This is a genomic window from Streptomyces sp. NPDC001137, assembly GCF_040298885.1.
GTDB lineage: Bacteria > Actinomycetota > Actinomycetes > Streptomycetales > Streptomycetaceae > Streptomyces.
Map to the genome: position 1 here is coordinate 247,432 of NZ_JBEPBA010000011.1, position 20,774 is coordinate 268,205.

Consider the following 20,774-nt stretch of genomic DNA (forward strand, 5'->3'; position numbering starts at 1 on the left):
GGGAGCCGGGGCGTCTCAGAAGCCACCGCCGAGGCGGTCCCGCATGAAGCGACGAGCCTGATGGATGCGGTCCTTGACCGTGCCCAGAGGAGCGTCGGTGATCTCGGCGACCTGAAGATAGGTCAGATCTCCGAGATCGCGGAGCACGAAGGACTCCACGAGGGCCGGGTGCCGCTCCTCCAGCGCCGCCAGCGACTCCATCAGGTCCAGGCGGGTCCCCGCGATGACGCTCGTCGTCCGGGGGTCGACACCGTCGGGAACGACCGCATGACTGTCCTCCGCGCGCCGGCGCATCGAGCGATACGTTGCCCTGGCGGCGTTTGAGGCGATCACGGTCACCCAGCCGAGGAACGAGCCCCGTCCGCTGTACTCGTGCAGATGCGTGCTGATGGAGAGCAGGGCGTCCTGCGCGGCCTCTTCGGCGTCGGCGTGGTGCGGAAGGAACCGGGAGCAGCGGCGCATGACGGTGGGCCGAAGCCTGACGAGGAGGCGGTCCAGGGACGCCCGGTCACCTGCCTGGGCAGATGCCACGAGCTGCGTCAGCTCATCCTCCTCGAACACCCTGCAGTCCCCCCGCTATCGTCCGCCCTGGACCCCCACTGGGTCGCACGGAAGCCCCCACCTCGCCCCGGAAAAATGTTGCCACATGCAGAAGCTAGGTCGTTATCTCCTCGAGGACAGGCTGGGAGCCGGTTCGTTCGCCACCGTCTGGAAGGCATACGACCCCGAGCTCGACACCGATGTCGCGGTCAAGGTGCTGGCCGACAACTGGGCGTCGAACGCCGATGTACGGCAGCGCTTCCTGGCGGAGGCGAGGCTGCTGCGCCGGATCTCCAGCCCCCGCGTCGTGCGGGTTCACGACGTCGGCGTCCAGGACGACCGGCCCTACTTCGTCATGGACTACGTCCGCGGTGGCACGCTGGCCGAGCAGACAGGGCACTGCCGGCCCGCGGAGGCGCTCCGGCTCGCGGCCGAGGCCGGGTACGCGGTTCAGGTGCTCCATGACGCGGGTGTCGTCCACCGCGACATCAAGCCGTCGAACCTCCTGCTCGACGCCGGCCGCACACCTGCCGCCGTACTGGTCGCGGACCTCGGCAGCGCGAAGCAACTGGCCGACGCGTCGGGGCTGACGGTGACCACCGGCACTCCCGCGTACATGGCGCCCGAACAGGCCTTCCAGACCGGCGGGTTCGACGGTCGAGCCGATGTGTACGCCCTCGGTGTCGTCGCGTTCGAGTTGCTGACCGGACGCAAGCCGTTCGGGTCGGGCGGTCGCACGGTCCTGGCGACGCGGCAGGCGTCGACGTCGTCGTTGCCGGCCCTTCCCGGAGAGCTGGGGGTCCCGGACGGCGTCGAAACACTGCTTCGTGCCGCGCTGTCCATAGAGCCTGACGAACGACCGCAGACCGCACAGGCCTTCGCGGACGCGCTGCTGAGCGGGGGGATCGAGCAGCGGACGTCGGTCAGGTCCTCGGGCCCGACGCGCCTGACGGTCTGGCTGGCGGCGGTCGTCGTGTTCCTGGTGACAACGGCACTGACCTGGTTGCTCCGCTGAACCCACGGGCGGCGACAGCGTCCCCGTGGTCCGCCGCGGTGCCTCGGGCCCGCCGGGGCCGGGTATCGCCCGTGCACTGGGTGTGGCAGGCGCTAGGTGATCAGGGCGACCACCATGGCGATCAGCCCGATGGCCACCAGCGCCACGACCGCCATGATCAGGGCGAGCGGCATGGCGCCCCACCCCTTGCGTAGTTCGGGCGGCTCCGGATGGGAGATGCCGTAAGTGCCTCCTTCGGCGGGTGGTGTCTCACCGGGGGGGGGCACACCGCCGCCTGCTTCGATTCCGGGGGTTCGTCCCGGGTCGGGATCAGGAGTCGTCATGGCGCACGCTCCTTTCCTGGCTCAGCCGGTTGTCGCTGGTTCCGGGGAGCGGTCCGATCGAGTCGGGTCGCAGCCGCCCTCCTGGGGACGAGGACGCCTCACTTGTTCGGCCTCGCGGCGCTGATGTCGCCGAGGGCCGACTCGGAGTCGCGCTCGATGGCCAGGTCGCCGATGGAGACGATGCCCACCGCGTGCTGTTCCTCGTCGACGACCGGGACACGGCGCACCGCATGCTCGCGCATCACTTCCACCGCGCGGCCCACATCGTCGTCGGGCCGAACCGTGACCAGGTCGTCGCTGCATGCGTTCGCCACGGTCGTCTCGTTCGGGTCCGCGCCCTCAGCCAGCGCGCGGACCACCAGGTCGCGGTCACTGACCAGCCCCCGCAGCCGCTCGCCCTCGGCGACCAGAACGGCACCGATGTTCTCGTCCCGCATCAGCCGGGCCACGGTCGTCAAGGACGTCTGCGGTCCGACGGTCGTCGGGGCACCGGTCATGATCTCGCTGACATGCTGGGTCATGAAACTGCCCGCCCGTGGAATGGGCAGTGCTTTCACCGCCGCTCGGTCTGCCGAGTACCCCTTGGGCAGCCAGACCCACACGTCCTTCAGCGTTCCTCCGTCCGGGCGTGCTCTTGGACTCCCGCGGTCACGGACTCGCCAGGATCGGGCACCGTCGTTCAACGAGCCCCGCTCGCGTGTGCCGACGGGCACGACCGCCGAATGCTTCGGGCTGCCTCCCCGGGGAACTCGGTCGATCCGAAAGACCTCCGACGCAAGCGGGGTGCACGTAGATGTCCAATCCACAGCAACCGGAACAGCGGCGCAGTGAGAAGGGCGGCGCGACCCCCCAGGATGTCGCCGAACTCAAGGCCCGGCAGTCCGAGTCAAAGGGCGGCGGACGTGCCCACGGCACCGACAAGGGGGACAAGGGCGGCGGCGAAGGCGGCGGGGTACCGCCGGACCAGCAGGCCGAGCACCCGTGATCCGGTCACGTACGAGCTCTACTCGCGCACGTCAGCATGGCAGGCGTGAGCGCGCGACGCTGATCATGTAGCAACCGAACTCAATGCCGCCGAGGCTTGGACACGACTGATCCGCGCCGGTCGTGTCAGCCCTCGGCGGCGCTGTCGCGGTTCAAAGGTTCAAAGGGCCCCAAGTGGCTTCTTGCCTTCGATGCCGAGCGGGGTCGCGGACAGGCCGGGGGGCGCAGCTCGACGGCCGGCGTTCATGCAGCCGTGGTCAGTGCGGTGGCCGTCGCGATCGCCGTGTCGGCGCGGGCGTGGACGACCAGGCGAATGCCCTCTCCGGTGTCGGCGCCGGCCGCGAGGAGGCGTCGTAGGGGGGCGCTGTGGGTGGCCACGGACATCACCAGGTCGAGGCGGCTGCACAGGCGGTGGGCGCGCAGGACCACGCTGAGCGTGGCTTGGGTCGGCGCGGGATGGTCCAGGACGATCACGACCGACGCCGGCTTGTATCCGTGGACGAGGTCGCTGATCTCAGCGAGCAGTGCCGCCCTCATGTCGACGCCGGGATCGTCGTGCACCGTGATGACGAGCACACGTTGCTCAAGCATGTGAGACACCATCACGTTTCCCCTCTTTCATGGAAGAGCGCCTGATATGCGGATTCCCCGGCAGCGGGATTTCCATGTGTTGCGCGGTCCGAGAAGTGGCGAGGCAGACGTACGCCGTCAGCCGCTGCCCCGGGGCGAGTTGGTCGACGGCGGCATGAGATGCCGGGCGAGCACGTCCAGTGCCTGCGTGACCTCCCTCGACCTGACGCCGGTGCGCGAAGGCCCTGGCCGAACGCACCGGGTATGGGCTGCTGGACTTTCCCGGCGGCCACAACGGCAACACCGGCCACCCCCGGGCCTACGCGGCCCGCCTCAGGGACGTGCTGAACGGTGCGCCATGAACGCCGCGTCGGGGCGGCAACCTTTTCGTCCTCTGCGGCAACTGGGAGCTGGAAGGCCGAGTCGAACTACCGGATGGACGGGCATGAGGGCAACGAAGCACGCCGCGCCGCAACCGTGGCGCAGGCGCGGACTGGTCACGGGCACTCCCTTGGCGCTGCCGGTCGTCGGTGTGCCGGCGTGCCGTACCTCCGGGAGCGGAACCGGTGTCGGGCTCACCGACATCCACGGGGAGCGGCTGCCCGTCGACGGCACCGGCGTCCGGTGCGGCCGGCATTGACCAGCCCGCCGGACAGCCTTCACCGGTCCGCAACCGAGCACTACCGCCGTTCGAATCCCGGGCCGGTCACTGTTAGGCTGCGCCCCCCGATGTTGTTCAACGCGCAACCAACGCGCACATCATTGCCAGGAGAGGGCGACCGGGGGATGGTCCTCGATGACGCGTCCGCGGAGTTCCACGAATTCTTCGAACGCCACTATGCCGAACTCGCCCGTCTGGCCCACCTCCTGACCGGCGAGACCGACGCGGCGGACGACCTCGCGGCGGATGCCCTGGTCGCCCTGTGGCAGCGCTGGGACCGGTTCCGGCAGGCCGACCACCCGCTCGCCTACGCCCGCGGTGTGGTGGCCAACCTGGCGCGCGGACGGGTCCGCAGCGCGGTGCGGGAGCGACTGAGGATCACGCTGTTCTGGTCCCGCAGCCCCGAGAAGGTGGAGGGGCCGGACACGGCGGCCGTGCTGGACGTCCGCGCGGCGCTCGCCCGGCTGCCGTACCGCAAGCGCGCCTGTGTGGTGCTGCGGCACGCCTTCGACCTGTCGGAGAAGGACACGGCGGCAGCGCTCGGCATATCGGTCGGAACGGTGAAGAGCCAGACCTCGAAGGGAATGGCCGAGCTGGAAAGGATACTGGGCGCACGAGCGGCCGGGGACCTGGTGGCAGGGAGGAGGAAGCGGTGAACGACGAGATCGCCCGTCAGCTGCGCGAGGCCGCCGAGGCCCACCGGCCCGACCGCGCACGGATGCTGGCCCGGGTGCAACGCGGCATGGCCGGCCCCGCCGTCCGGCACCGGGCGCGGCCGTTTGCGAGGTCCGGGACCAGGGTCGCGCTCGCCGGGCTCGCCGCCACCGGCATCCTGGCGACCGGCGGCCTCGCCGTCGCCGCCATCGTCGCGCACTCGTCGCCGCCGACCACCGTGACCACGCCTGCCACGACCCCGTCCCCGACCGTCAGCTCCCCGCACCCGACATCGGCCCGCCCCACCCCTGTCGCACCGGCCCCGGCCACCACCACCCCGGGCAGCGCGCGCCCGACTCCGCCGACCGCCAGTCCCTCGCCGACCGCCGGCGGGAGCCAGGACGGGCCGCTGTGGTCGGCCGGCTCGTTGGACCCGCGCAGCAACGTCTACTGGACGCAGAGCGACCTCGCCCTCAAGACGACGCAGCCCCTCACCTCGCTCACGGTCGAGATCCGGATCGTGCAGACCGGCGGCACGAAGATCACCGGCACCTGGCAGACCCTGCCGAGCGCTGACTTCACCGTCACCACCCAGGAGGCCGGCGGCACGCTGGTCTACCGCTGGGTCCTCAAGCCGGGCCTGACCGTGCCGGCCGGGAGCCATGAGTTCGCCGCCCAGTTCAACAACGGCACCGGCGTGCGCCGTGTCGCGGGCGACGGCTACCGCGTCGACGCGCAGGGTTCGAGCGGCTCCGCGTCGGTCCGGGGAGGGTTCGTCCCGGCCCGGTGAACGTCGGCAGGCCGCCGTGGAACTGGGTGGGGACGGTGACGGCGGCCGCGCCAATTCTTCCCTCGATCGCGGCAACCTTTGTGTGCATGGCGGCAACTGGCAGGTAACCGGGTCCGGATCAAGGCCCGCTGCGCCAGAAGGACATGCCGTTGTCAGATCAGAACCGTTCTCATCGCCGCCGTCCGGCCACCCGCCGCGTGGTGGCCGCCGCCGTGGTCCTCGCCGCCGCGGGGGCCGCCGTACCGCTGGTCGCGCTTGCCGCACGCACGCCGGATTCCGCCGCACCGGCCACGGCCGCCGACGCGGCGGCCGGCAGCGGCCGTTACTTCGGCACCGCAGTGCCCGCGGGCAAGCTCGGCGACTCCGCGTACTCCACCATCCTCGACCGGGAATTCAAGATGATCACCCCGGAGAACGAGATGAAGTGGGACGCCATCGAACCCTCCCGCGGAAACTTCACCTTCGGGTCCGCCGACCGGATCGTCGACCACGCCACCGCGCACGGCCAGCGCATGCGCGGCCACACCCTGGTGTGGCACTCCCAGCTGCCCGCCTGGGTCAAGTCCATCACCGACGCGGGCACCCTGCGCTCGGTGATGAAGAACCACATCACCCAGGAGATGACCCACTACAAGGGCAAGATCTACGCCTGGGACGTGGTCAACGAGGCCTTCGCCGACGGCGGCAGCGGTCAGCACCGCAGCTCCGTGTTCCAGGACGTCCTGGGCAACGGCTTCATCGAGGAGGCGTTCCGCACCGCCCGGGACGCCGACCCCGCCGCCAAGCTCTGCTACAACGACTACAACATCGAGAACTGGTCCGACGCCAAGACGCAGGGCGTCTACAAGATGGTCAAGGACTTCAAGGCGCGCGGTGTGCCCATCGACTGCGTGGGCTTCCAGAGCCACTTCAGTGCGGGCGGCCCGCCGGCCAGCTTCCAGACCACCCTGTCCAACTTCGCCGCGCTCGGTGTGGACGTGCAGATCACCGAGCTCGACATCGCCCAGGCGTCCGCCACGGCGTACACCAACGCCGTCCAGGCGTGCATGAACGTCGCTCGCTGCACGGGCATCACGGTCTGGGGCATCCGCGACAGCGACTCCTGGCGCACCGGTGAGAACGCCCTGCTGTTCGACGCGAGCGGCAACAAGAAGCCCGCCTACAGCGCCGTGCTCACCGCCCTGGGCGGCAGCAGCGGTGGCGGTAGCGGGAGCGGCAGCGGCGGTGGCACACAGGCCGTGGGCATCACCTCCGGCACCGTCTACACGCTCACCAACGCGGCCGCCGGACGCGTTCTCGACGAACCCGCGGGACAGAACGACAACGGCACCCCGCTCCAGGTGTGGGACGCCAGTGGCGCCGCCAACCAGCAGTGGAAGGCCACCCAGAACAGCGACGGCTCCTTCACCCTGACCAACGTCGCCAGCGGCCGGGTACTGGACGAGCCGGCCGGCCGGACGGCCAACGGGACGAAGCCGACGGTCTGGGACGCCAACGGCGGCGCCCACCAGCACTGGAAGGCGAGCCGGAACAGCGACGGCTCCTACACCCTGATCAACGTCGCGTCGGGCCGGGCCCTGGAGCTCCCCGGCGGCAAGACCGCCAACGGCACCCCCGTCCAGATCTGGGACACCAACGGCGGCGGCGCCAACCAGCGCTGGACCTTCCAGGCGGCCGCGGCGCCGAAGAGCGACACGACCGCGACGCCGACGAGTGCCACGACCGGGGCGCCGACGAGCGCCACGTGTGCTCTTCCGTCGACGTACCGGTGGACCTCGACGGGCGCGCTGGCGCAGCCGGCGAACGGGTGGGCCTCGCTGAAGGACTTCACCACCGTCACCTACAACGGCAAGCACCTGGTCTACGGGTCCAACTTCTCGGGTTCGTCCTACGGCTCGATGGCGTTCAGCCCCTTCACGAACTGGTCGGACATGGCATCGGCCCGTCAGACCGGCATGAGCCAGAAGGCGGTGGCGCCCACGCTGTTCTACTTCGCGCCCAAGAAGATCTGGGTGCTGGCGTCCCAGTGGAGCGGCGGCTGGGCCTTCAACTACCGCACCTCCAGCGACCCCACCGACCCGGGCAGCTGGTCCGCGCCGCAGCCGCTGTTCACCGGCAGCATCCCCAGCAGCGAATCCGGCACCGGCCCGATCGACCAGACCCTGATCGCCGACGACAAGAACATGTACCTGTTCTTCGCCGGTGACAACGGCAAGATCTACAAGGCGTCCATGCCGATCGGCAACTTCCCCGGCAGCTTCGGCTCGTCGTACACGACCGTCATGAGCGACACGACGAAGAACCTGTTCGAGGCGCCGCAGGTCTACAAGGTGCAGGGCCAGAACCAGTACCTCATGATCGTCGAGGCGCGCGGCGCGAGCGAGCAGCGCTACTTCCGCTCCTTCACCGCCACCAGCCTGAACGGCCCGTGGACGGCGCAGGCCGCCACCGAGTCCAACCCGTTCGCCGGCAAGGCCAACAGCGGCGCCACCTGGACCAACGACATCAGCCACGGCGACCTGGTCCGCAGCAACCCCGACCAGACCATGACCATCGACCCCTGCAACCTGCAGTTCCTCTACCAGGGCAAGGACCCCAACTCGAACGCCTCCTACGACAACCTGCCGTACCGCCCCGGCATCCTCACCCTGAAGCGCTGACTCTCAGCCCGACGAAGACAACGAAAGGCGCCCCCATCGAAGAGATGGGGGCGCCTTTCGTTGTCTTCACCACCCAAGCGACTACTTGAGCGGGGTACCGCCCGAGTTGTGATAGGCGATCACCTTGTTGATCAGGTTCCCGCCGTCGGACTCGACCGTGGTCTGTTCCTGCTGCCCAGGCCCGAAGAACAGGCCGGCGATGTGGGCGTCAGCGACCTGGTCCATGTGGGAGAAGAACCAGTCCACCTTGTCGTCCTTGTAGTGGTTGAGGGTGTTGTTCTGCGCCATGTTGCCCACGGGGATCTGCCACAGGACCACCGGCTTGCCCACGGACTCGGCCATCGTCTTGTAGAACTTCATCGTGGCGGCGGCCTTCTGGTCGTTCCAGAAGTGGTCACTGCCGCCGTGGGCCGGCTGCGCGTACCAGCCCGCGTCGCGGTCCGACACGTCGGTGGCCAGGAAGTCGGCGTTCTTCGCGCCGAAGCTCTCGTAGGACTTGACGCAAGCCTGCGTGTTGGTCTCCCAGTCGAAGCAGGAGAGGTGCATCCCCGCCTCGGTGTTCGGCGCGTACTTGTGCGCCATCGAGATCAGGCACTGGGCGAGCCCGGTGGCGCTGTTCTCCTGCGATCCGCAGTCCGTCGGATTCGCGCTCTTCACCTGCGCGGGAACCTGGTGCGGATCGCCGAGCGAGCGGACGTAGCCCCAGAAGTCGGGCTCGAGGTCGATCGCGGCCTGCGTCTTGCCGATCTTCTGGAGGAAGAAGCGGTAGTCGTTCAGGTAGCGGGTGAGCAGGTCGGTCCGGTTGATGGCCTTGACCTCACCCGGACCGTCGCCCTCGCCCGCCGCATCGCCGAGGTCGCGCAACGAGTACCAGGTCCACAGCATCTTCTGAGGACGCGAGCTGCCCTTGTACGTCGCCTGGGACACCACGTCGTCCCGCCAGGTCACGTACGTGCCGGGCGCCGTGGTGCTGCCGTTCCAGCAGCCCCACCAGCCCGACCAGTCGTCGTGGCATTTCGCCGCCGTGTAGTAGTCCGACGAGGGCGCGGGCTGGCTGTGCACATAGGCGTAGCGCGCGTCGAACGGCGCGGCGTTCGCCGAGGCGTCGGACATCGAGCCGCCGATGACCACCTTGTCACTGCCCAGGAAACGCCTCGCCGAGCTGCCGCCACCGGCCGTGGGTGACGGAGACGCGGACGAGGGCGAGGACGACGGTCGCGGGGCGCTCGGAGCCGGGCTCGCGGGCGCGCTGCTGCTCGGCGTGGTGGGCGTGCCGCCGCTGACGTTCCCGACCTCGACGAGCTTCCACTGCTGATCGGCGCGGCCCCGGTCGCGGTTTTGGACGACACCGCTCCCGTTGGTCTTGGCGGCGTTGTGGACATCGACGGCCATGCCACTGAAGCGGTTGACCAGACGCACGTAGCCGTCCGGCGACTTGGCCAGTTTGAACTGCTGGTTGGTGCCGTTCTGGTCTTTCCACTGCACGACGGCGGAGCCGGCGGTCTTCGACCAGCCGAGGTCGTCCAGGACCTTGCCGGAGGTCCGGTTCTGCAGCCGGAAGTAGCCGTCACCCGCGTCGATGAACCGCCACTGCTGGTTGGGGCCGCCGTGACGGCTCCACTGCACCACCGCGGCGCCGTCGTTCTTGGCGGAGGCGCGGTCGTCCAGCACCTTGCCGCTGTTGCGGTTGACCAGCACGTACCACTTCTTCAGGTCCGGAGTCTTCTTCTGGTCCGCCGAAGCCTGGCTGACCACGACAGCCGAGCCGGCCACGACCACCATGGCGAGACCCGCCCACAGACCCCGACGCGCGAGCAACCGACGGCCACGATGCTTGCGGCGACCACCGGGCGCACCACCGTCGGCAGGGTGGCCGCCGACGGGCGTGGGTGGGCCGGGGACATGTCTGTGCTCTCGTTCCAGGGACATGCCTGCGCTCTCTCTTTCAGCCGTTGCATCTGACCGGACCACTTGGCCGGACAACACTCAGTGGTCCGAGAGGCCGAAAAGGTTGCCGCGAAGATTCACAGATTTTTTCGCCTTGGGGTCATAGCTGTGTGGCCGTGCGGATCAGCCCGGCGAGGGCGAGCGAGCGGCTGTGCGCGGGCCAGACGATGTGGGTGACGACGGGGGGTGCGTCGGTCAGGGGGACGGCGGTGTGCTCGGCCCACAGCCAGGCGCGGGCGGAGTCGGGGAAGACGGCCACGGTGCGTCCGAGGGCGATCAGTTGGGCCAGCTGCGTCTGGTCGTGGATCTCGGGGCCCGGGCCGGGTGGGTACGTGCCGTGGCGGGGCCAGCGGGCGAGCGGAAGGTCGGGGATGTCGCTGACGTCGGCCAGGGACAGAGTCCTGCGTGCGGCGAGGGGGTGCCGGGCGGGCAGGATGGCGATCTGCCCCTCGGTCGTCAGTTCCTCGCTGTCGAACCCGGCGAGGGAGTTGAACGGTGTGTGCATGAGCGCCACATCAGCGCGGCCGTCGCGCAGCATCTCTCCCTGCTCGCACGTGCCGCTCGGCAGCACCTCGATCTCGGCGGCGTCGGGCTCGGCCGCGTAGGCGTCGAGGAGCTTCTGCAGCAGCTCGTGAGAGGCGGCGGCCTTCACTGCCAGCACCAGGCGGTTGCGTCGGCCCCCCGGACTGTCGGCACCACCGGCGCGACGGGTGCGGCGAGCGGCGGCGGTGGTCGCGTCGAGGGCTGCGCGCCCCTCGTGCATCAGCACCTCTCCGGCGCCGGTCAGGGATACGCCCCGGCGGTTGCGTTTCAGCAGGGAGACACCGAGGCGCCGCTCGAGCTGCTGGATCGCCCGGGACAGCGGTGGCTGGGCCATGCCGAGCCGCTCGGCGGCACGGCCGAAGTGCAGTTCCTCGGCGACGGCCATGAAATATCTCAGCTCGCGGGTCTCCAAGGTGTCCATGGCCCCAGCGTACGTCGGTGATACCTACCGGGTATGACAGGGCACTGTATCGGTGTTGGATGCGCCACTCGACCGCGAGCGAGCATCGACGTCATGAGCGAAACGAAGATCGCGCTGGTGACCGGCGCGAACAAGGGAATCGGGTACGCAATCGCGAACGGGCTGGGCGCTCTCGGCTACCGCGTGGGCGTGGGAGCCCGCGACGCCGCCCGGCGCGAGGCCGCCCTTGAGAAGCTGCGCGCCGCCGGGGTGGAAGCGTTCGGGGTGCCGCTGGACGTGACCGGCGATCAGAGCGTCACCGATGCCGCGGAACTGATCGAACGGCAGGCCGGGCGTCTGGACGTCCTGGTCAACAACGCCGGCATCTCGGGGGATACGGGCCCGGGGTGGGTGCAGGATCCGACCACGCTCGACCTCGATGTGGTCCGCGCGGTCGTGGAGACCAACGTCATCGGTGTCATCCGGGTGACCAACGCGATGCTGCCGCTGCTGCTGCGGCGCTCGCCCTCGCCGCGCATCGTCAACGTCTCCAGTTCCGTCGGCTCCCTGACCCGGCAGGCGGACCCGGACATCGAGATCGGACCTGTCATGGCGGCCTACGCGCCGTCGAAGTCGTTCCTCAACGCCGTCACCGTGCAGTACGCCCGGCAGTTCGCCGGTACGAACATCCTGATCAACGCCGCCTGCCCGGGCCTGGTCGCGACCGACTTCACCGGCTTCCACGGGCCGCGCACTCCCGAGCAGGGCGCAGCAACGGCGATCCGACTGGCCACGCTGCCCGACGGCGGTCCGACCGGTTCGTTCTTCGAGGACGACGGCGTCGTCCCCTGGTGACCCCGAAACCGTTGGGGACCCGGCTCGGTGTCCGTGCCGCGCTCGCTCAGCCGCCCTCGCCGATACGGCGCAGGAAGGCGCGTGTGCGTGCGTGGGCGGGGTCGGTCATGAGCTTCTCAGGGGGGCCTTCCTCCAGGACGGCCCCCTGGTCGAACATGACCAGCCGGTCCGCTGCCGAGCGGGCGAACCCCATCTCGTGCGTGACGACGATCATCGTCATGCCGTCGTCGACGAGTTCCTTCATCACGGCGACGACCTCGCCGACCATCTCGGGGTCGAGGGCGCTGGTCGGTTCGTCGAAGAGCATCAACTCCGGCTTCATGGCGAGGGCGCGGGCGATGGCGACGCGCTGCTGCTGGCCGCCGGACAGGGCCGACGGCCGCGACGACGCCTTGTGTTCGAGGCCCACCCTTGCCAGGAGCGCCTGCGCCTGCTCCCTGGCCTCGGCCTTCGGCATGCCGAGGACCTTCGTCGGCGCCACGGCCACGTTGTCGAGCGCGGTCAGATGGGGAAAGAGGTTGAAGCGCTGGAAGACGAAGCCGATGTTGCGGCGGCGCTCGGCCACCACCTTCGGCCGCTCCTCCACCGGCCGAGCGGACACCGGCTGATCGGAGCCGGACCGCCGTGGCCGGTAGCCGACCGGGAGGCCGTGGATGAGGATCTCGCCCTCGTCGATGCGTTCGAGGTGGTTGAGGCAGCGGAGGAACGTGGTCTTGCCGGACCCGGACGGCCCCACCATGACCACGACCTCGCGGGCCCGGACGTCCATGGAGATGCCGTTCAGCACCCGGGCGTCGCCGAAGCGCTTGACCACCCCGCGTGCCGACATCACCGCCGACGCGTCAGCCGGACTTGTGATCGGTTCCATGTCAGTGGGCCTCCTTGCCCACGAGCGCGGCGTCCTCGCGGCCGGTGGTGCGGCGCAGGCCGCCACCGGCGAGCCGTTCCCGCAGCGAGGGTGTGGTGATCACCTGTCCGGGATCCGCGAGTCTGCGCTCGATGAACCGCTGGACGAACGACCAGACCGTCGTCAGCGCGAGGTAGTAGCAGGCGGCGACGAGGAAGATCTCGAAGGTCTTGAAGGTCGCCGAGTTGATCGACTGCGCGGTCAGGAACATCTCCTGGAGGCCGATGACCGACAGCAGGGAGGTCGACTTCATCATCAGGTTGAACTCGTTGCCCAGCGGCGGAACGATGATCCGGATCGCCTGCGGCAGCAGCACGACCCGCATGGTCATCGCGGGGGTCATGCCCAGCGCCTGCGCCGCCTCCGCCTGCCCCGGATCGATGGCGTCGAGGGCCGCGCGGAAGATCTCGGCCATGTACGCGGCCTCGTTCACGGCGAGCGTCAGAATGGCCGCCTGCACGACGCCGAGGAGCACGAGCCCGCCGACCTGGAGGTCGGCGAAGCGGTAGATGCCCGCCGCCGCGAGGCCGTTGTAGACGAGGACGAGCTGGACGAGCAGGGGCGTGCCGCGGATCAGCCAGACATAGGTACGGCCGCCCCAGCGCAGCGGGGCGAAGCGGCTGCGCTGGGCCAGCGCGACGGCGAAACCGAGAATCACACCGAGCAGTTGGGCGATGACCGATATGTAGACGGTGCGCCAGAGTCCGTCGAGGAACGCCCCGGAGGGCGAGAACAGGTAGTGCCAGAAGAACGGCCAGTCGAAGCCGGCCGGCTGCCCCGCGTCGGCGAGCACGGTTGCGTGGGTCACGTCGTCCTCTCTCTGCGCGCCTGCCGCGGAATCAGTTGGCGATGTCGTCGCCGGACAGGTTCCACTTCTTGAGGATCGCGTCGTACGTGCCGCTCTTGCGTACCGCTGCCAGTGCCTTCGTGAGCGCGTCGTGCAGGGACGCGTCGTCCTTGCCGGTCGCGGCTCCCACCTTGATGCGATTGAACGGCTCGCCCACGAGGCCGAAGGTGCCCGGCTGCTGCTTCAGCACATACGCGGCGGTCTCCAGCGTCGTGCCGTAGGCGTCCACCAGTCCGAGGCGCAGTTGCTGGAGGGCGTCGCTGTCCTTGGTGAACTGCCGGATGTCGATCTTCGGCTTCCCGGCCGCCGCGCACTTCTCGGACTGGTCGGTGAGGTACTGGACGATGGTCGTGCCCGTCTGCCCGGCGGCCTTCTTGCCGCACAGGTCGTCCGCGCTCTTGATGGTCTTGGCGTTCTTCTCGGCCACGACGAGGGTGTTGGAGGCGTACATGTACGGGACGAAGTCGACGACCTTCTCCCGTTCCGGCTTGATGTAGAGCTGGCTGATGATCGCGTCGCACTGCTTGGCCTGCAACGCCGGGATGATGCCGTTGAAGCTGGTGTTGGCCCAGTTCGCCCGGACCCCGAGTTCGGCGGCCAGCGCGTTCCCGAGTTCGATCTCCGCTCCCACCGGCTTCTGCGCGGCGTCGTAGTACGTCAGCGGCGGCGCGCTGATGTCCGAGCAGTAGGTGATCTGACCGCCCTTCACGAGCGCACCCGCGGGCACCTTGACCGACGCCGCCTTCGCGGCGGTGTCGGTGCCGCCGGAGCTGTCGGCGCATCCGGTGAGGGCCATGGCGGCCGCGGCGGCGGCGCCGGTCAGCACGGACACCGATCTACGGGAGAAGGAGAGCGACCTGGCCATTTCCGAACCCCTTTGAGAGTTCGCGCTGTTGCGCGGCGATGGAAGTCAATGCCATAGTCGATAACGTTGACTATGACTGGGAAGCTAGGCCCGCCGCTCTTGGACTGTCAAGAAGTCCCCTGTAACGCGGCGGTTAAAGAGGCCGCACCCCAGGCGGCCGCCGGCGCACTCGGGAAAGAGAACGATGTCCGCACTCACCGAACGTCAGCTCGCCGCGAGGGGCGGGGAATGGGCCGTCGCCACACCTCACGCCGCGGCGAGCGACGCGGCGGCCGAGGTCCTGCGCGGGGGCGGCAACGCGGTCGACGCGGCGCTCGCCGCCGCCGCCATGCTGACGGTGGTGTACCCCAACCAGTGCTCGGTCGGCGGCGACCTGCTGGCCCTGGTGGGCACCCGGGACGGCGACGTCCGCTTCGTCAACGCGAGCGGCCGGTCCCCGCGCGCGATCGACGTGGCGTCGCTGACGGCGGCGTACGACCTGATGCCCGTGCTCGGCGCCCTGCCGGTGACGGTTCCCGGCGCGGTCGCCGGGTGGGGCGTACTGGCCGATACCTGGGGCACCCGTCCGCTCGGCTCGGCGCTCGCGCCCGCCGAGGCCGCCGCCCGTGAGGGGGTGCCCGTGGCGTCCGGACTGGCCCACGACCTCGCCCGCGAGAGCGGCAACCTGGCGCGCGATCCCGGCATGCGCGGCGTGTTCTTCGCCGACGGCGAGGTCCTCACGGCCGGGCAGACGCTGCGCCAGCCCCACCTCGCCCGCTCCCTGGCCCGGATCGGCTCGGAAGGCCCCGCCGCGATGTACGGCGGCGAGGTGGGCGCGAGCCTGGTGAAGCTGCTCGCGGCAGGGGGATCCGCGATGACGGAGGAGGACTTCGCCGCACACACCGTGGAACTCTCGCCGGCGCTCGCCGTGGAGTACGACGGTGTCGAGTACCTGTCGGCCGGCGCGAACTCGCAGGGCCTCTACTTCCTCCAGGGCCTCAAGGCGCTCGACGTGGTCCGCACCCTCCGCGGGCCGCTCGACCCGCTGGGACGCGACGCCGGCGTGGTCGCCTCCGTACTCGCCTGGACCGCCGGCGACCGGGACCGCCACTGCGCCGACCCGGAGTGGAGCAGCGCCCCCGTCGACCACCTGCTGTCCGACGCGTACGCGCGGCGCGTCGCCGAGCACGCCATGGCCGGTACGGCGGTCGACCTGCTCGGCCGGCGCAAGGCGACCGGTGACACCGTCGCGGTGGTGGTGGCCGACGCGGACGGCACCTGGGTCTCCCTGATCCAGAGCGTCTTCCACGGCTTCGGCGCCGCCCTGCTCGACCCCGGCACCGGGATCGTCCTGCACAACCGGGGTGCCTCGTTCTCCCTCGACCCCGCCTCGCCCAACCAGCTGGCCGGCGGGAAGCGGCCGCTGCACACGCTCATGCCGGTTCTGGTCCGCGAAGGGGGCGAACTCGTCGGTGCGCACGGCGCCATGGGGGGACGCGCGCAACCCCAGGTGCACACCCACATGGCCCTGCACCTCGCCGCCGGTTCCGCTCCCGAACACGCCGTGTCGGTGCCACGCTGGGTCCTCGGAGCCATGGAGGCGGGGGTGACGACCGGCGCGGGAGTCGTCAGCACCGAGCGGGACGTCCCCGCCGCCGGCGTCCGCGCGATCGAGGGGGCGGGCTTCACCGTCCGCTCGCTCGGCGCGAACGACGACGGGGTGGGGCACGGCCAGTTGGTCCGGCGAGTCGCCGGGGACGGCCGACCGCACCTGGCGGCGGCCACCGATCCGCGCGCGGACGGTTCGGCGGTGGCCGGCATGACGCCATGCGGGTGCGAGACCATGGGAGCGATCGACGTGGGGAAGGAAGCATGACCGACAGCAGTGCCAGGACGACCAGGAGGGCGAGCCGGAGCCGGCTGCCGCGCGGCACCCTGAGCCAGGAGCTGATCGTCCAGGCGGCGTTCCGGGTCGCGGACTCCTCCGGCATGGAGAAGCTGACGTTCCAGGCCCTCGGCCGTGAGCTGTCCGCCCATCCGACGGCGATCTACCGGCACTTCCGCAACAAGGACGAACTGCTGCTGGCGCTCATCGACGCCCTGCACGAGGAGGCCCTGGCCAACACCCCGCCGCCCACGGACGACTGGGCCCACGACCTCATGCAGATCGCGATCCACACCCATGCGGCGTTCCTCCGCCATCCCAGGGTCGGGGCCCTGGCAGCCGCGCGCACCGCCCGCCGGGAGAACGAGTTCCGTTCCGTGGAGCGCAAACTGGACTGCATGCGCCGGGCCGGCCTCGACGACGCCGAAGCCGCCCGCTACTACCGGGTCTTCGCCGACCTGGTGCTGGCCTACAGCGCCATGGACGCGAGCCTGGCCGCGCTGTCCCCGGAGCTCCGGGACGCCGATCTGCACGCCTGGAAGACCGACTACCTCACGCTGCCGCCCGACAAGTACCCCAACATCGCACGTGTCGCGCCACGGTTCGTTGCCCTGGACGACCCCCAGAACTTCGTGACGGCCGTCCAAGCGGTCATCGACACGGTCCGCGCGAAGTCGGAGCACGAGACCCGCTGCACCTGAGCCGCCTCGACAGCACTCGCGCAGCCCCGGGGCATCCCGGCACACCTGCCCCTCCACGTCCTGGTCGGCGACCGGGACCCGCTCAAGGCCGGTCTCGCGCTGAGTGACCTGCTCGTCGCCCGCTACGGGCAGGCCGGCCTCACCGACATCACCTGCCGCGTCCACCCCGAAGCGCGACACGAACTGTTCAACGAGACCAACCGCACCGAAGTCGAGGGTGATCTTCCGGCCTGGCTGGAGCGGATACTCACGCACATCGGAAACGAGGCGGTGCTGCCGTGAGCACGCGCAACTGCCGCAGGTGCACAGTTGGCCAACTCCCTCTGGAATCCGGGTCGATGGCGTGCGCGAACCTGTGATCTCCGTCCCTTACTTGTGAGTTATCTTTTGGGGGCCGTGGGGTTCATGTGACCACTTGTGGGGCGCTGATCCTTTCGCGCCACTGAGTCAGACCCCCCACTACATCGGCTTGACCTCCTTCCGCCGGCGTACATCACGGAAAGTCCCCCATGAACCCCGAACCCGAAGCCGTGCCCCCATCCGCCTTCACCCCGGGCGGTCGCCACCGGCATCGCAAGCCGAAGCAGCTCGGCGCGGGCGCCCGCCGAGCTCTGGTCCTCGCCATGGCCGTGCCCGTCGCGTCGGCGGTGCTCGCCGGGCCCTCGGCCTTCGCCGCCGACGCAAACACCACCGCGACCACGCCCGACGCGGCCCCGAACGCGGGCGAAGACCTCGATCCTGCCGACCAGGCGATCGCCGCGAACCTCAACACCCGCGTCAACGACGCCCGCTTGGGCGGCAACGTCAGCGGCGTGGTGCTGGACGCCGAGTCGGACAACACCGTCTGGGACCACAACGGCGCCACCGCGCTGATGCCGGCGTCCAACACCAAACTCGCGACCGCGACCGCCGCCCTGACGGTGCTCGGCCCGGACCACCGGTTCAAGACGAAGGTCGTCTACGGCGACGGCACCCTCACCCTCGTCGGCGGCGGCGACCGGACGCTGACCACCGCGGACCTCGCCGACATGGCCAAGGACGCCGTGGCCGGGCTGAAGGCGGCGGGTCTCACCGGCGTGAAGGTCGCCGTGGACGACAGCCTCTTCTCCGACTCGACCCTCGCCCACGGCTGGAAGCCCGACTACTTCCCGGGCGACGTCGCTCCGGTCCGCGCCCTCGTCGTCGACGGACACGCCGTCGACGACACCTCGATCGACGCCGGACAGGTCTTCGCCCAGCAACTCGCCGCCGACGGCATCACCGTGGACGGCGACGTCACACGCCGGACGGCGGACATCACCGACGTACCGGTGGCCCGTCACAGGTCCGCCCCGCTGTCGGACATCGTCCACCACATGCTCAAGGTCAGCGACAACAACATCGCCGAGACCCTGCTGCGGATGACCGCACTGGGCGCCGGGCAGCCGGCCACGTTCGAGGGCGGCACGGCGGTCGTGCGCGACGTGCTGAGCCGGCGGTACGGAGTGTCGCTGGAGAACTTCGAGGTGTACGACGGGAGCGGCCTCTCCCGAGCCAACCGCATCCCGGCCCGGACCCTGGCGGAGATCCTCGACCTGCTGACGGAGAAGCGCTACGAGGACATCCTGGGCTCGATCCGCGACGGCCTCCCGGTCGCGGGCGAGGCCGGCAGCACGCTCGGCCCGGAGTGGGGCCGCTTCGACGACGAGAACTCGAAGTGCGCCGTCGGCAAGGTGTACGCGAAGACCGGTACCCTCACCGGCGCCATCGCCCTGAGCGGCCTGACGGTGGGCAAGGACGGCCGGTGGAAGGTCTTCTCCTTCATAGAGAACGACTCGACGGCCAGTAACAGCGCCATCAAGGACGCGATGGACGGCCTCGCCGCGACCGTGAACGGCTGCTGGGCATAACGGCCGCCGGGCCTGACGCGAACGTGTGCCCCGGGTGCGTCGGAGAGAAGGGCGCTCCGGGGCGGCCGGGGACGGCGAGGTTGCGGTGTTCGTCCGCGGCCCCAAGCATGGGGTCGGGGAACAGCGACAGCGCCCCTCAGGAGGCGCCTCCCAGGAGGACATGAGAGCCATGACGTTTCCTGCGCCCCGGTCCGCAGGCCGTCGCGGGACACAGCGCACTCAACAGGCATGCGTGCGACGGGCATGACCGACGACGACCGTCCGCTGCGCTGTCTGGTCACCGGCGCCACCGGCTACCTGGGTGGAAGGCTGGTGCCGGAGTTGCTGGCCGCCGGGCATTCCGTGCGCTGCCTGGCCCGCTCGCCCGGCAAGCTGCGGGATCATCCGTGGGCCGGGCAGGCGGAGGCCGTGCGCGGGGACGTGACGGACGAGGGCGCCGTGCGCGCGGCCATGGAGGGCATGGACGTCGCGTACTACCTGGTGCACGCGCTGGGCACCGGTCGGGGCTTCGAGGAGACCGACCGGCGCGCGGCACGGATCTTCGGTGAGCAGGCGCGGTCAGCCGGAATCCGCCGGATCGTCTACCTCGGCGGACTCAGCCCTTCCGGAGTACCCGAGCACGCACTGTCACCCCATCTGCGGTCCCGCACCGAAGTGGGCCGCATCCTCCTGGCCTCGGGCGTGCCGACCGCCGTACTGCGGGCAGCCGTGATCATCGGCTCGGGTTCGGCCTCGTTCGAGATGCTGCGGTACCTGACCGAGCGCCTGCCCGTGATGGTGACCCCGAGCTGGGTGCGCACCCGCATCCAGCCCATCGCCGTCCGCGACGTGCTCCGCTTCCTCGTGGGATGCGCGAGGCTGCCGTACGACGTGAACCGCGCCTTCGACATCGGCGGACCGGACATCGTCACGTACGAGGAGATGATGCGGCGGTACGCCGTCGTCGCCGGGCTGCCGAAACGGGTCATCCTCCCGGTTCCGGCGCTCACCCCCCGGCTGTCCAGCCTCTGGGTCGGTCTGGTCACCCCGGTGCCGGGCGCTCTCGCGCGCCCGCTGGTCGAGTCGCTGAGGCACGAGGTGGTCTGCGCCGAGCGGGACATCGTCCGCCATGTGCCGGACCCACCGGAGGGACCGGTCGGTCTGGACCGGGCGATCCGGCTGGCTCTGCGGCGTGTGCAGGACGCGGACGTCGCCACCAGGTGGTCCTCGGCCTCGACTCCGCGCGCCCCCAGCGACCCGCTGCCCACCGACCCCGACTGGGCGGGCGGCAGCCTCTACACGGATCACCGCGAGCGTACGGTCGCGGCGTCGCCGCAGGCGCTGTGGCGGGTGGTGGAGGCGATCGGCGGCGAGAACGGCTGGTACTCCTCGCCGCTGGCCTGGTCCCTGCGGGGCTGGCTGGACACCCTCGTCGGCGGTGTCGGTCTGCGCCGGGGCCGCCGGGACGCGACCAGGCTGCGGGTCGGCGACAGCCTGGACTTCTGGCGAGTGGAGGAGATCGAGCCGGGCCGGCTGCTCCGGTTGCGCGCCGAGATGCGGCTGCCGGGCCTGGCCTGGCTGGAGATGGCCGTCGACCGGGATCCACAGGGGCGCACGGTGTACCGGCAGCGGGCCCTGTTCCATCCGCACGGCCTGGCCGGGCACGCCTACTGGTGGGGCGTGGCCCCCTTCCACGCCGCGGTCTTCGGCGGCATGGTCCGCAACATCGCCGCCGCGGCCGAATCGGCTGCCCCCGAACCGGCCCGCACTCACTGAGGGG

General features: G+C 70.2%; 20 protein-coding genes. 11 read left to right on the forward strand and 9 right to left on the reverse strand.

All coding sequences use genetic code 11. From position 1 onward, the window contains the following. Positions 1-15: 15 nt before the first annotated feature. Positions 16-561, reverse strand: coding sequence for an RNA polymerase sigma factor (locus ABT254_RS23790; RefSeq protein ID WP_351473447.1), 546 nt, complete (start codon positions 559-561; stop codon positions 16-18). Positions 562-646: 85 nt separating this feature from the next. On the opposite strand from ABT254_RS23790, the gene ABT254_RS23795 reads away from it, so the two are divergent. Then, on the forward strand, positions 647-1,555 hold the full coding sequence (locus ABT254_RS23795) for a serine/threonine-protein kinase (protein ID WP_351473449.1): 909 nt from the start codon (positions 647-649) through the stop codon (positions 1,553-1,555). 92 nt (positions 1,556-1,647) lie between these two features. Here ABT254_RS23795 and ABT254_RS23800 read toward each other — a convergent pair whose 3' ends face one another. Together ABT254_RS23800 and ABT254_RS23805 are read right to left on the reverse strand one after the other, a co-directional pair. Next, positions 1,648-1,878 carry a DUF6480 family protein gene (locus ABT254_RS23800; RefSeq protein ID WP_351473452.1) on the reverse strand — a complete coding sequence of 77 codons (231 nt, stop codon included), beginning with the start codon at positions 1,876-1,878 and terminating at the stop codon, positions 1,648-1,650. A gap of 98 nt (positions 1,879-1,976) precedes the next feature. Further along, on the reverse strand, positions 1,977-2,399 hold the full coding sequence (locus ABT254_RS23805) for a CBS domain-containing protein (RefSeq protein WP_351473455.1): 423 nt from the start codon (positions 2,397-2,399) through the stop codon (positions 1,977-1,979). A 272-nt stretch (positions 2,400-2,671) separates the two neighbouring features. Here ABT254_RS23805 and ABT254_RS23810 point away from each other — a divergent pair, with 272 nt between their 5' ends. After that, positions 2,672-2,863, forward strand: coding sequence for a hypothetical protein (locus ABT254_RS23810; RefSeq protein ID WP_351473458.1), 192 nt, complete (start codon positions 2,672-2,674; stop codon positions 2,861-2,863). Between the two features lie 242 nt (positions 2,864-3,105). On the opposite strand, the gene ABT254_RS23815 is transcribed toward ABT254_RS23810, so the two are convergent. Beyond that, on the reverse strand, positions 3,106-3,453 hold the full coding sequence (locus ABT254_RS23815; RefSeq protein ID WP_351473460.1) for a hypothetical protein: 348 nt from the start codon (positions 3,451-3,453) through the stop codon (positions 3,106-3,108). 424 nt (positions 3,454-3,877) lie between these two features. Here ABT254_RS23815 and ABT254_RS23825 point away from each other — a divergent pair, with 424 nt between their 5' ends. The 4 genes from ABT254_RS23825 to ABT254_RS23840 all read left to right on the forward strand — a co-directional run bounded on the left by ABT254_RS23825 (position 3,878) and on the right by ABT254_RS23840 (position 8,197). After that, positions 3,878-4,072 (forward strand): hypothetical protein, encoded by a 195-nt coding sequence (locus tag ABT254_RS23825; protein WP_351473463.1) that lies wholly within the window; start codon positions 3,878-3,880, stop codon positions 4,070-4,072. A gap of 146 nt (positions 4,073-4,218) precedes the next feature. Next, entirely contained in the window at positions 4,219-4,749 is a 531-nt protein-coding gene (locus tag ABT254_RS23830) for a SigE family RNA polymerase sigma factor (protein ID WP_351473465.1), read from the forward strand. Beyond that, the gene (locus tag ABT254_RS23835) at positions 4,746-5,537 is read left to right on the forward strand and encodes a hypothetical protein (RefSeq protein ID WP_351473467.1); all 792 of its coding nucleotides are present in this window, start codon (positions 4,746-4,748) and stop codon (positions 5,535-5,537) included. Before ABT254_RS23830 ends, ABT254_RS23835 begins: the two co-directional genes overlap by 4 nt. Positions 5,538-5,680: 143 nt before the next feature. Further along, on the forward strand, positions 5,681-8,197 hold the full coding sequence (locus ABT254_RS23840; RefSeq protein ID WP_351473469.1) for a non-reducing end alpha-L-arabinofuranosidase family hydrolase: 2,517 nt from the start codon (positions 5,681-5,683) through the stop codon (positions 8,195-8,197). An 81-nt stretch (positions 8,198-8,278) separates the two neighbouring features. On the opposite strand, the gene ABT254_RS23845 is transcribed toward ABT254_RS23840, so the two are convergent. Together ABT254_RS23845 and ABT254_RS23850 are read right to left on the reverse strand one after the other, a co-directional pair. Further along, complete coding sequence (locus tag ABT254_RS23845; protein ID WP_351473471.1) at positions 8,279-10,126, reverse strand: RICIN domain-containing protein; 1,848 nt, start codon at positions 10,124-10,126, stop codon at positions 8,279-8,281. A 118-nt stretch (positions 10,127-10,244) separates the two neighbouring features. Beyond that, on the reverse strand, positions 10,245-11,108 hold the full coding sequence (locus tag ABT254_RS23850) for a LysR family transcriptional regulator (RefSeq protein WP_351473474.1): 864 nt from the start codon (positions 11,106-11,108) through the stop codon (positions 10,245-10,247). A gap of 93 nt (positions 11,109-11,201) precedes the next feature. On the opposite strand from ABT254_RS23850, the gene ABT254_RS23855 reads away from it, so the two are divergent. After that, positions 11,202-11,942, forward strand: coding sequence for an SDR family oxidoreductase (locus tag ABT254_RS23855; protein WP_351473476.1), 741 nt, complete (start codon positions 11,202-11,204; stop codon positions 11,940-11,942). Between the two features lie 46 nt (positions 11,943-11,988). Here ABT254_RS23855 and ABT254_RS23860 read toward each other — a convergent pair whose 3' ends face one another. Genes ABT254_RS23860 through ABT254_RS23870 form a run of 3 tightly spaced genes read right to left on the reverse strand, consistent with a single transcriptional unit; the run spans position 11,989 to position 14,528 of the window. Next, entirely contained in the window at positions 11,989-12,810 is an 822-nt protein-coding gene (locus ABT254_RS23860) for an amino acid ABC transporter ATP-binding protein (protein ID WP_351473479.1), read from the reverse strand. A gap of 1 nt (position 12,811) precedes the next feature. Continuing rightward, the gene (locus tag ABT254_RS23865) at positions 12,812-13,657 is read right to left on the reverse strand and encodes an amino acid ABC transporter permease (RefSeq protein ID WP_351473482.1); all 846 of its coding nucleotides are present in this window, start codon (positions 13,655-13,657) and stop codon (positions 12,812-12,814) included. 31 nt (positions 13,658-13,688) lie between these two features. Next, positions 13,689-14,528, reverse strand: a complete 840-nt coding sequence (locus ABT254_RS23870) for an ABC transporter substrate-binding protein (protein ID WP_351473485.1) — start codon at positions 14,526-14,528, stop codon at positions 13,689-13,691. Positions 14,529-14,745: 217 nt separating this feature from the next. Here ABT254_RS23870 and ABT254_RS23875 point away from each other — a divergent pair, with 217 nt between their 5' ends. From ABT254_RS23875 to ABT254_RS23890, 4 genes are all read left to right on the forward strand, one after another. After that, on the forward strand, positions 14,746-16,416 hold the full coding sequence (locus ABT254_RS23875) for a gamma-glutamyltransferase family protein (RefSeq protein ID WP_351473488.1): 1,671 nt from the start codon (positions 14,746-14,748) through the stop codon (positions 16,414-16,416). After that, positions 16,413-17,126, forward strand: a complete 714-nt coding sequence (locus tag ABT254_RS23880) for a TetR/AcrR family transcriptional regulator (protein WP_351473490.1) — start codon at positions 16,413-16,415, stop codon at positions 17,124-17,126. Before ABT254_RS23875 ends, ABT254_RS23880 begins: the two co-directional genes overlap by 4 nt. A 509-nt stretch (positions 17,127-17,635) precedes the next feature. Beyond that, positions 17,636-19,015, forward strand: coding sequence for a D-alanyl-D-alanine carboxypeptidase/D-alanyl-D-alanine endopeptidase (gene dacB, locus ABT254_RS23885; protein ID WP_351473493.1), 1,380 nt, complete (start codon positions 17,636-17,638; stop codon positions 19,013-19,015). A gap of 228 nt (positions 19,016-19,243) precedes the next feature. Next, positions 19,244-20,770, forward strand: a complete 1,527-nt coding sequence (locus ABT254_RS23890; protein WP_351473496.1) for an SDR family oxidoreductase — start codon at positions 19,244-19,246, stop codon at positions 20,768-20,770. Positions 20,771-20,774: the final 4 nt, after the last annotated feature.

Coding starts and splice junctions, on each gene's coding strand:
- ABT254_RS23875 (WP_351473488.1), top strand. CDS start 14,746: ATGTCCGCACTCACCGAACGTCAGCTCGCCGCGAGGGGCGGGGAATGG.
- ABT254_RS23855 (WP_351473476.1), top strand. CDS start 11,202: ATGAGCGAAACGAAGATCGCGCTGGTGACCGGCGCGAACAAGGGAATC.
- ABT254_RS23825 (WP_351473463.1), top strand. CDS start 3,878: ATGAGGGCAACGAAGCACGCCGCGCCGCAACCGTGGCGCAGGCGCGGA.
- ABT254_RS23830 (WP_351473465.1), top strand. CDS start 4,219: ATGGTCCTCGATGACGCGTCCGCGGAGTTCCACGAATTCTTCGAACGC.
- ABT254_RS23880 (WP_351473490.1), top strand. CDS start 16,413: ATGACCGACAGCAGTGCCAGGACGACCAGGAGGGCGAGCCGGAGCCGG.
- ABT254_RS23850 (WP_351473474.1), bottom strand. CDS start 11,108: ATGGACACCTTGGAGACCCGCGAGCTGAGATATTTCATGGCCGTCGCC.
- ABT254_RS23805 (WP_351473455.1), bottom strand. CDS start 2,399: ATGACCCAGCATGTCAGCGAGATCATGACCGGTGCCCCGACGACCGTC.
- ABT254_RS23810 (WP_351473458.1), top strand. CDS start 2,672: ATGTCCAATCCACAGCAACCGGAACAGCGGCGCAGTGAGAAGGGCGGC.
- ABT254_RS23795 (WP_351473449.1), top strand. CDS start 647: ATGCAGAAGCTAGGTCGTTATCTCCTCGAGGACAGGCTGGGAGCCGGT.
- dacB (WP_351473493.1), top strand. CDS start 17,636: ATGAACCCCGAACCCGAAGCCGTGCCCCCATCCGCCTTCACCCCGGGC.
- ABT254_RS23815 (WP_351473460.1), bottom strand. CDS start 3,453: ATGCTTGAGCAACGTGTGCTCGTCATCACGGTGCACGACGATCCCGGC.
- ABT254_RS23840 (WP_351473469.1), top strand. CDS start 5,681: ATGCCGTTGTCAGATCAGAACCGTTCTCATCGCCGCCGTCCGGCCACC.
- ABT254_RS23860 (WP_351473479.1), bottom strand. CDS start 12,810: ATGGAACCGATCACAAGTCCGGCTGACGCGTCGGCGGTGATGTCGGCA.
- ABT254_RS23845 (WP_351473471.1), bottom strand. CDS start 10,126: ATGTCCCTGGAACGAGAGCACAGACATGTCCCCGGCCCACCCACGCCC.
- ABT254_RS23890 (WP_351473496.1), top strand. CDS start 19,244: ATGCGTGCGACGGGCATGACCGACGACGACCGTCCGCTGCGCTGTCTG.
- ABT254_RS23800 (WP_351473452.1), bottom strand. CDS start 1,878: ATGACGACTCCTGATCCCGACCCGGGACGAACCCCCGGAATCGAAGCA.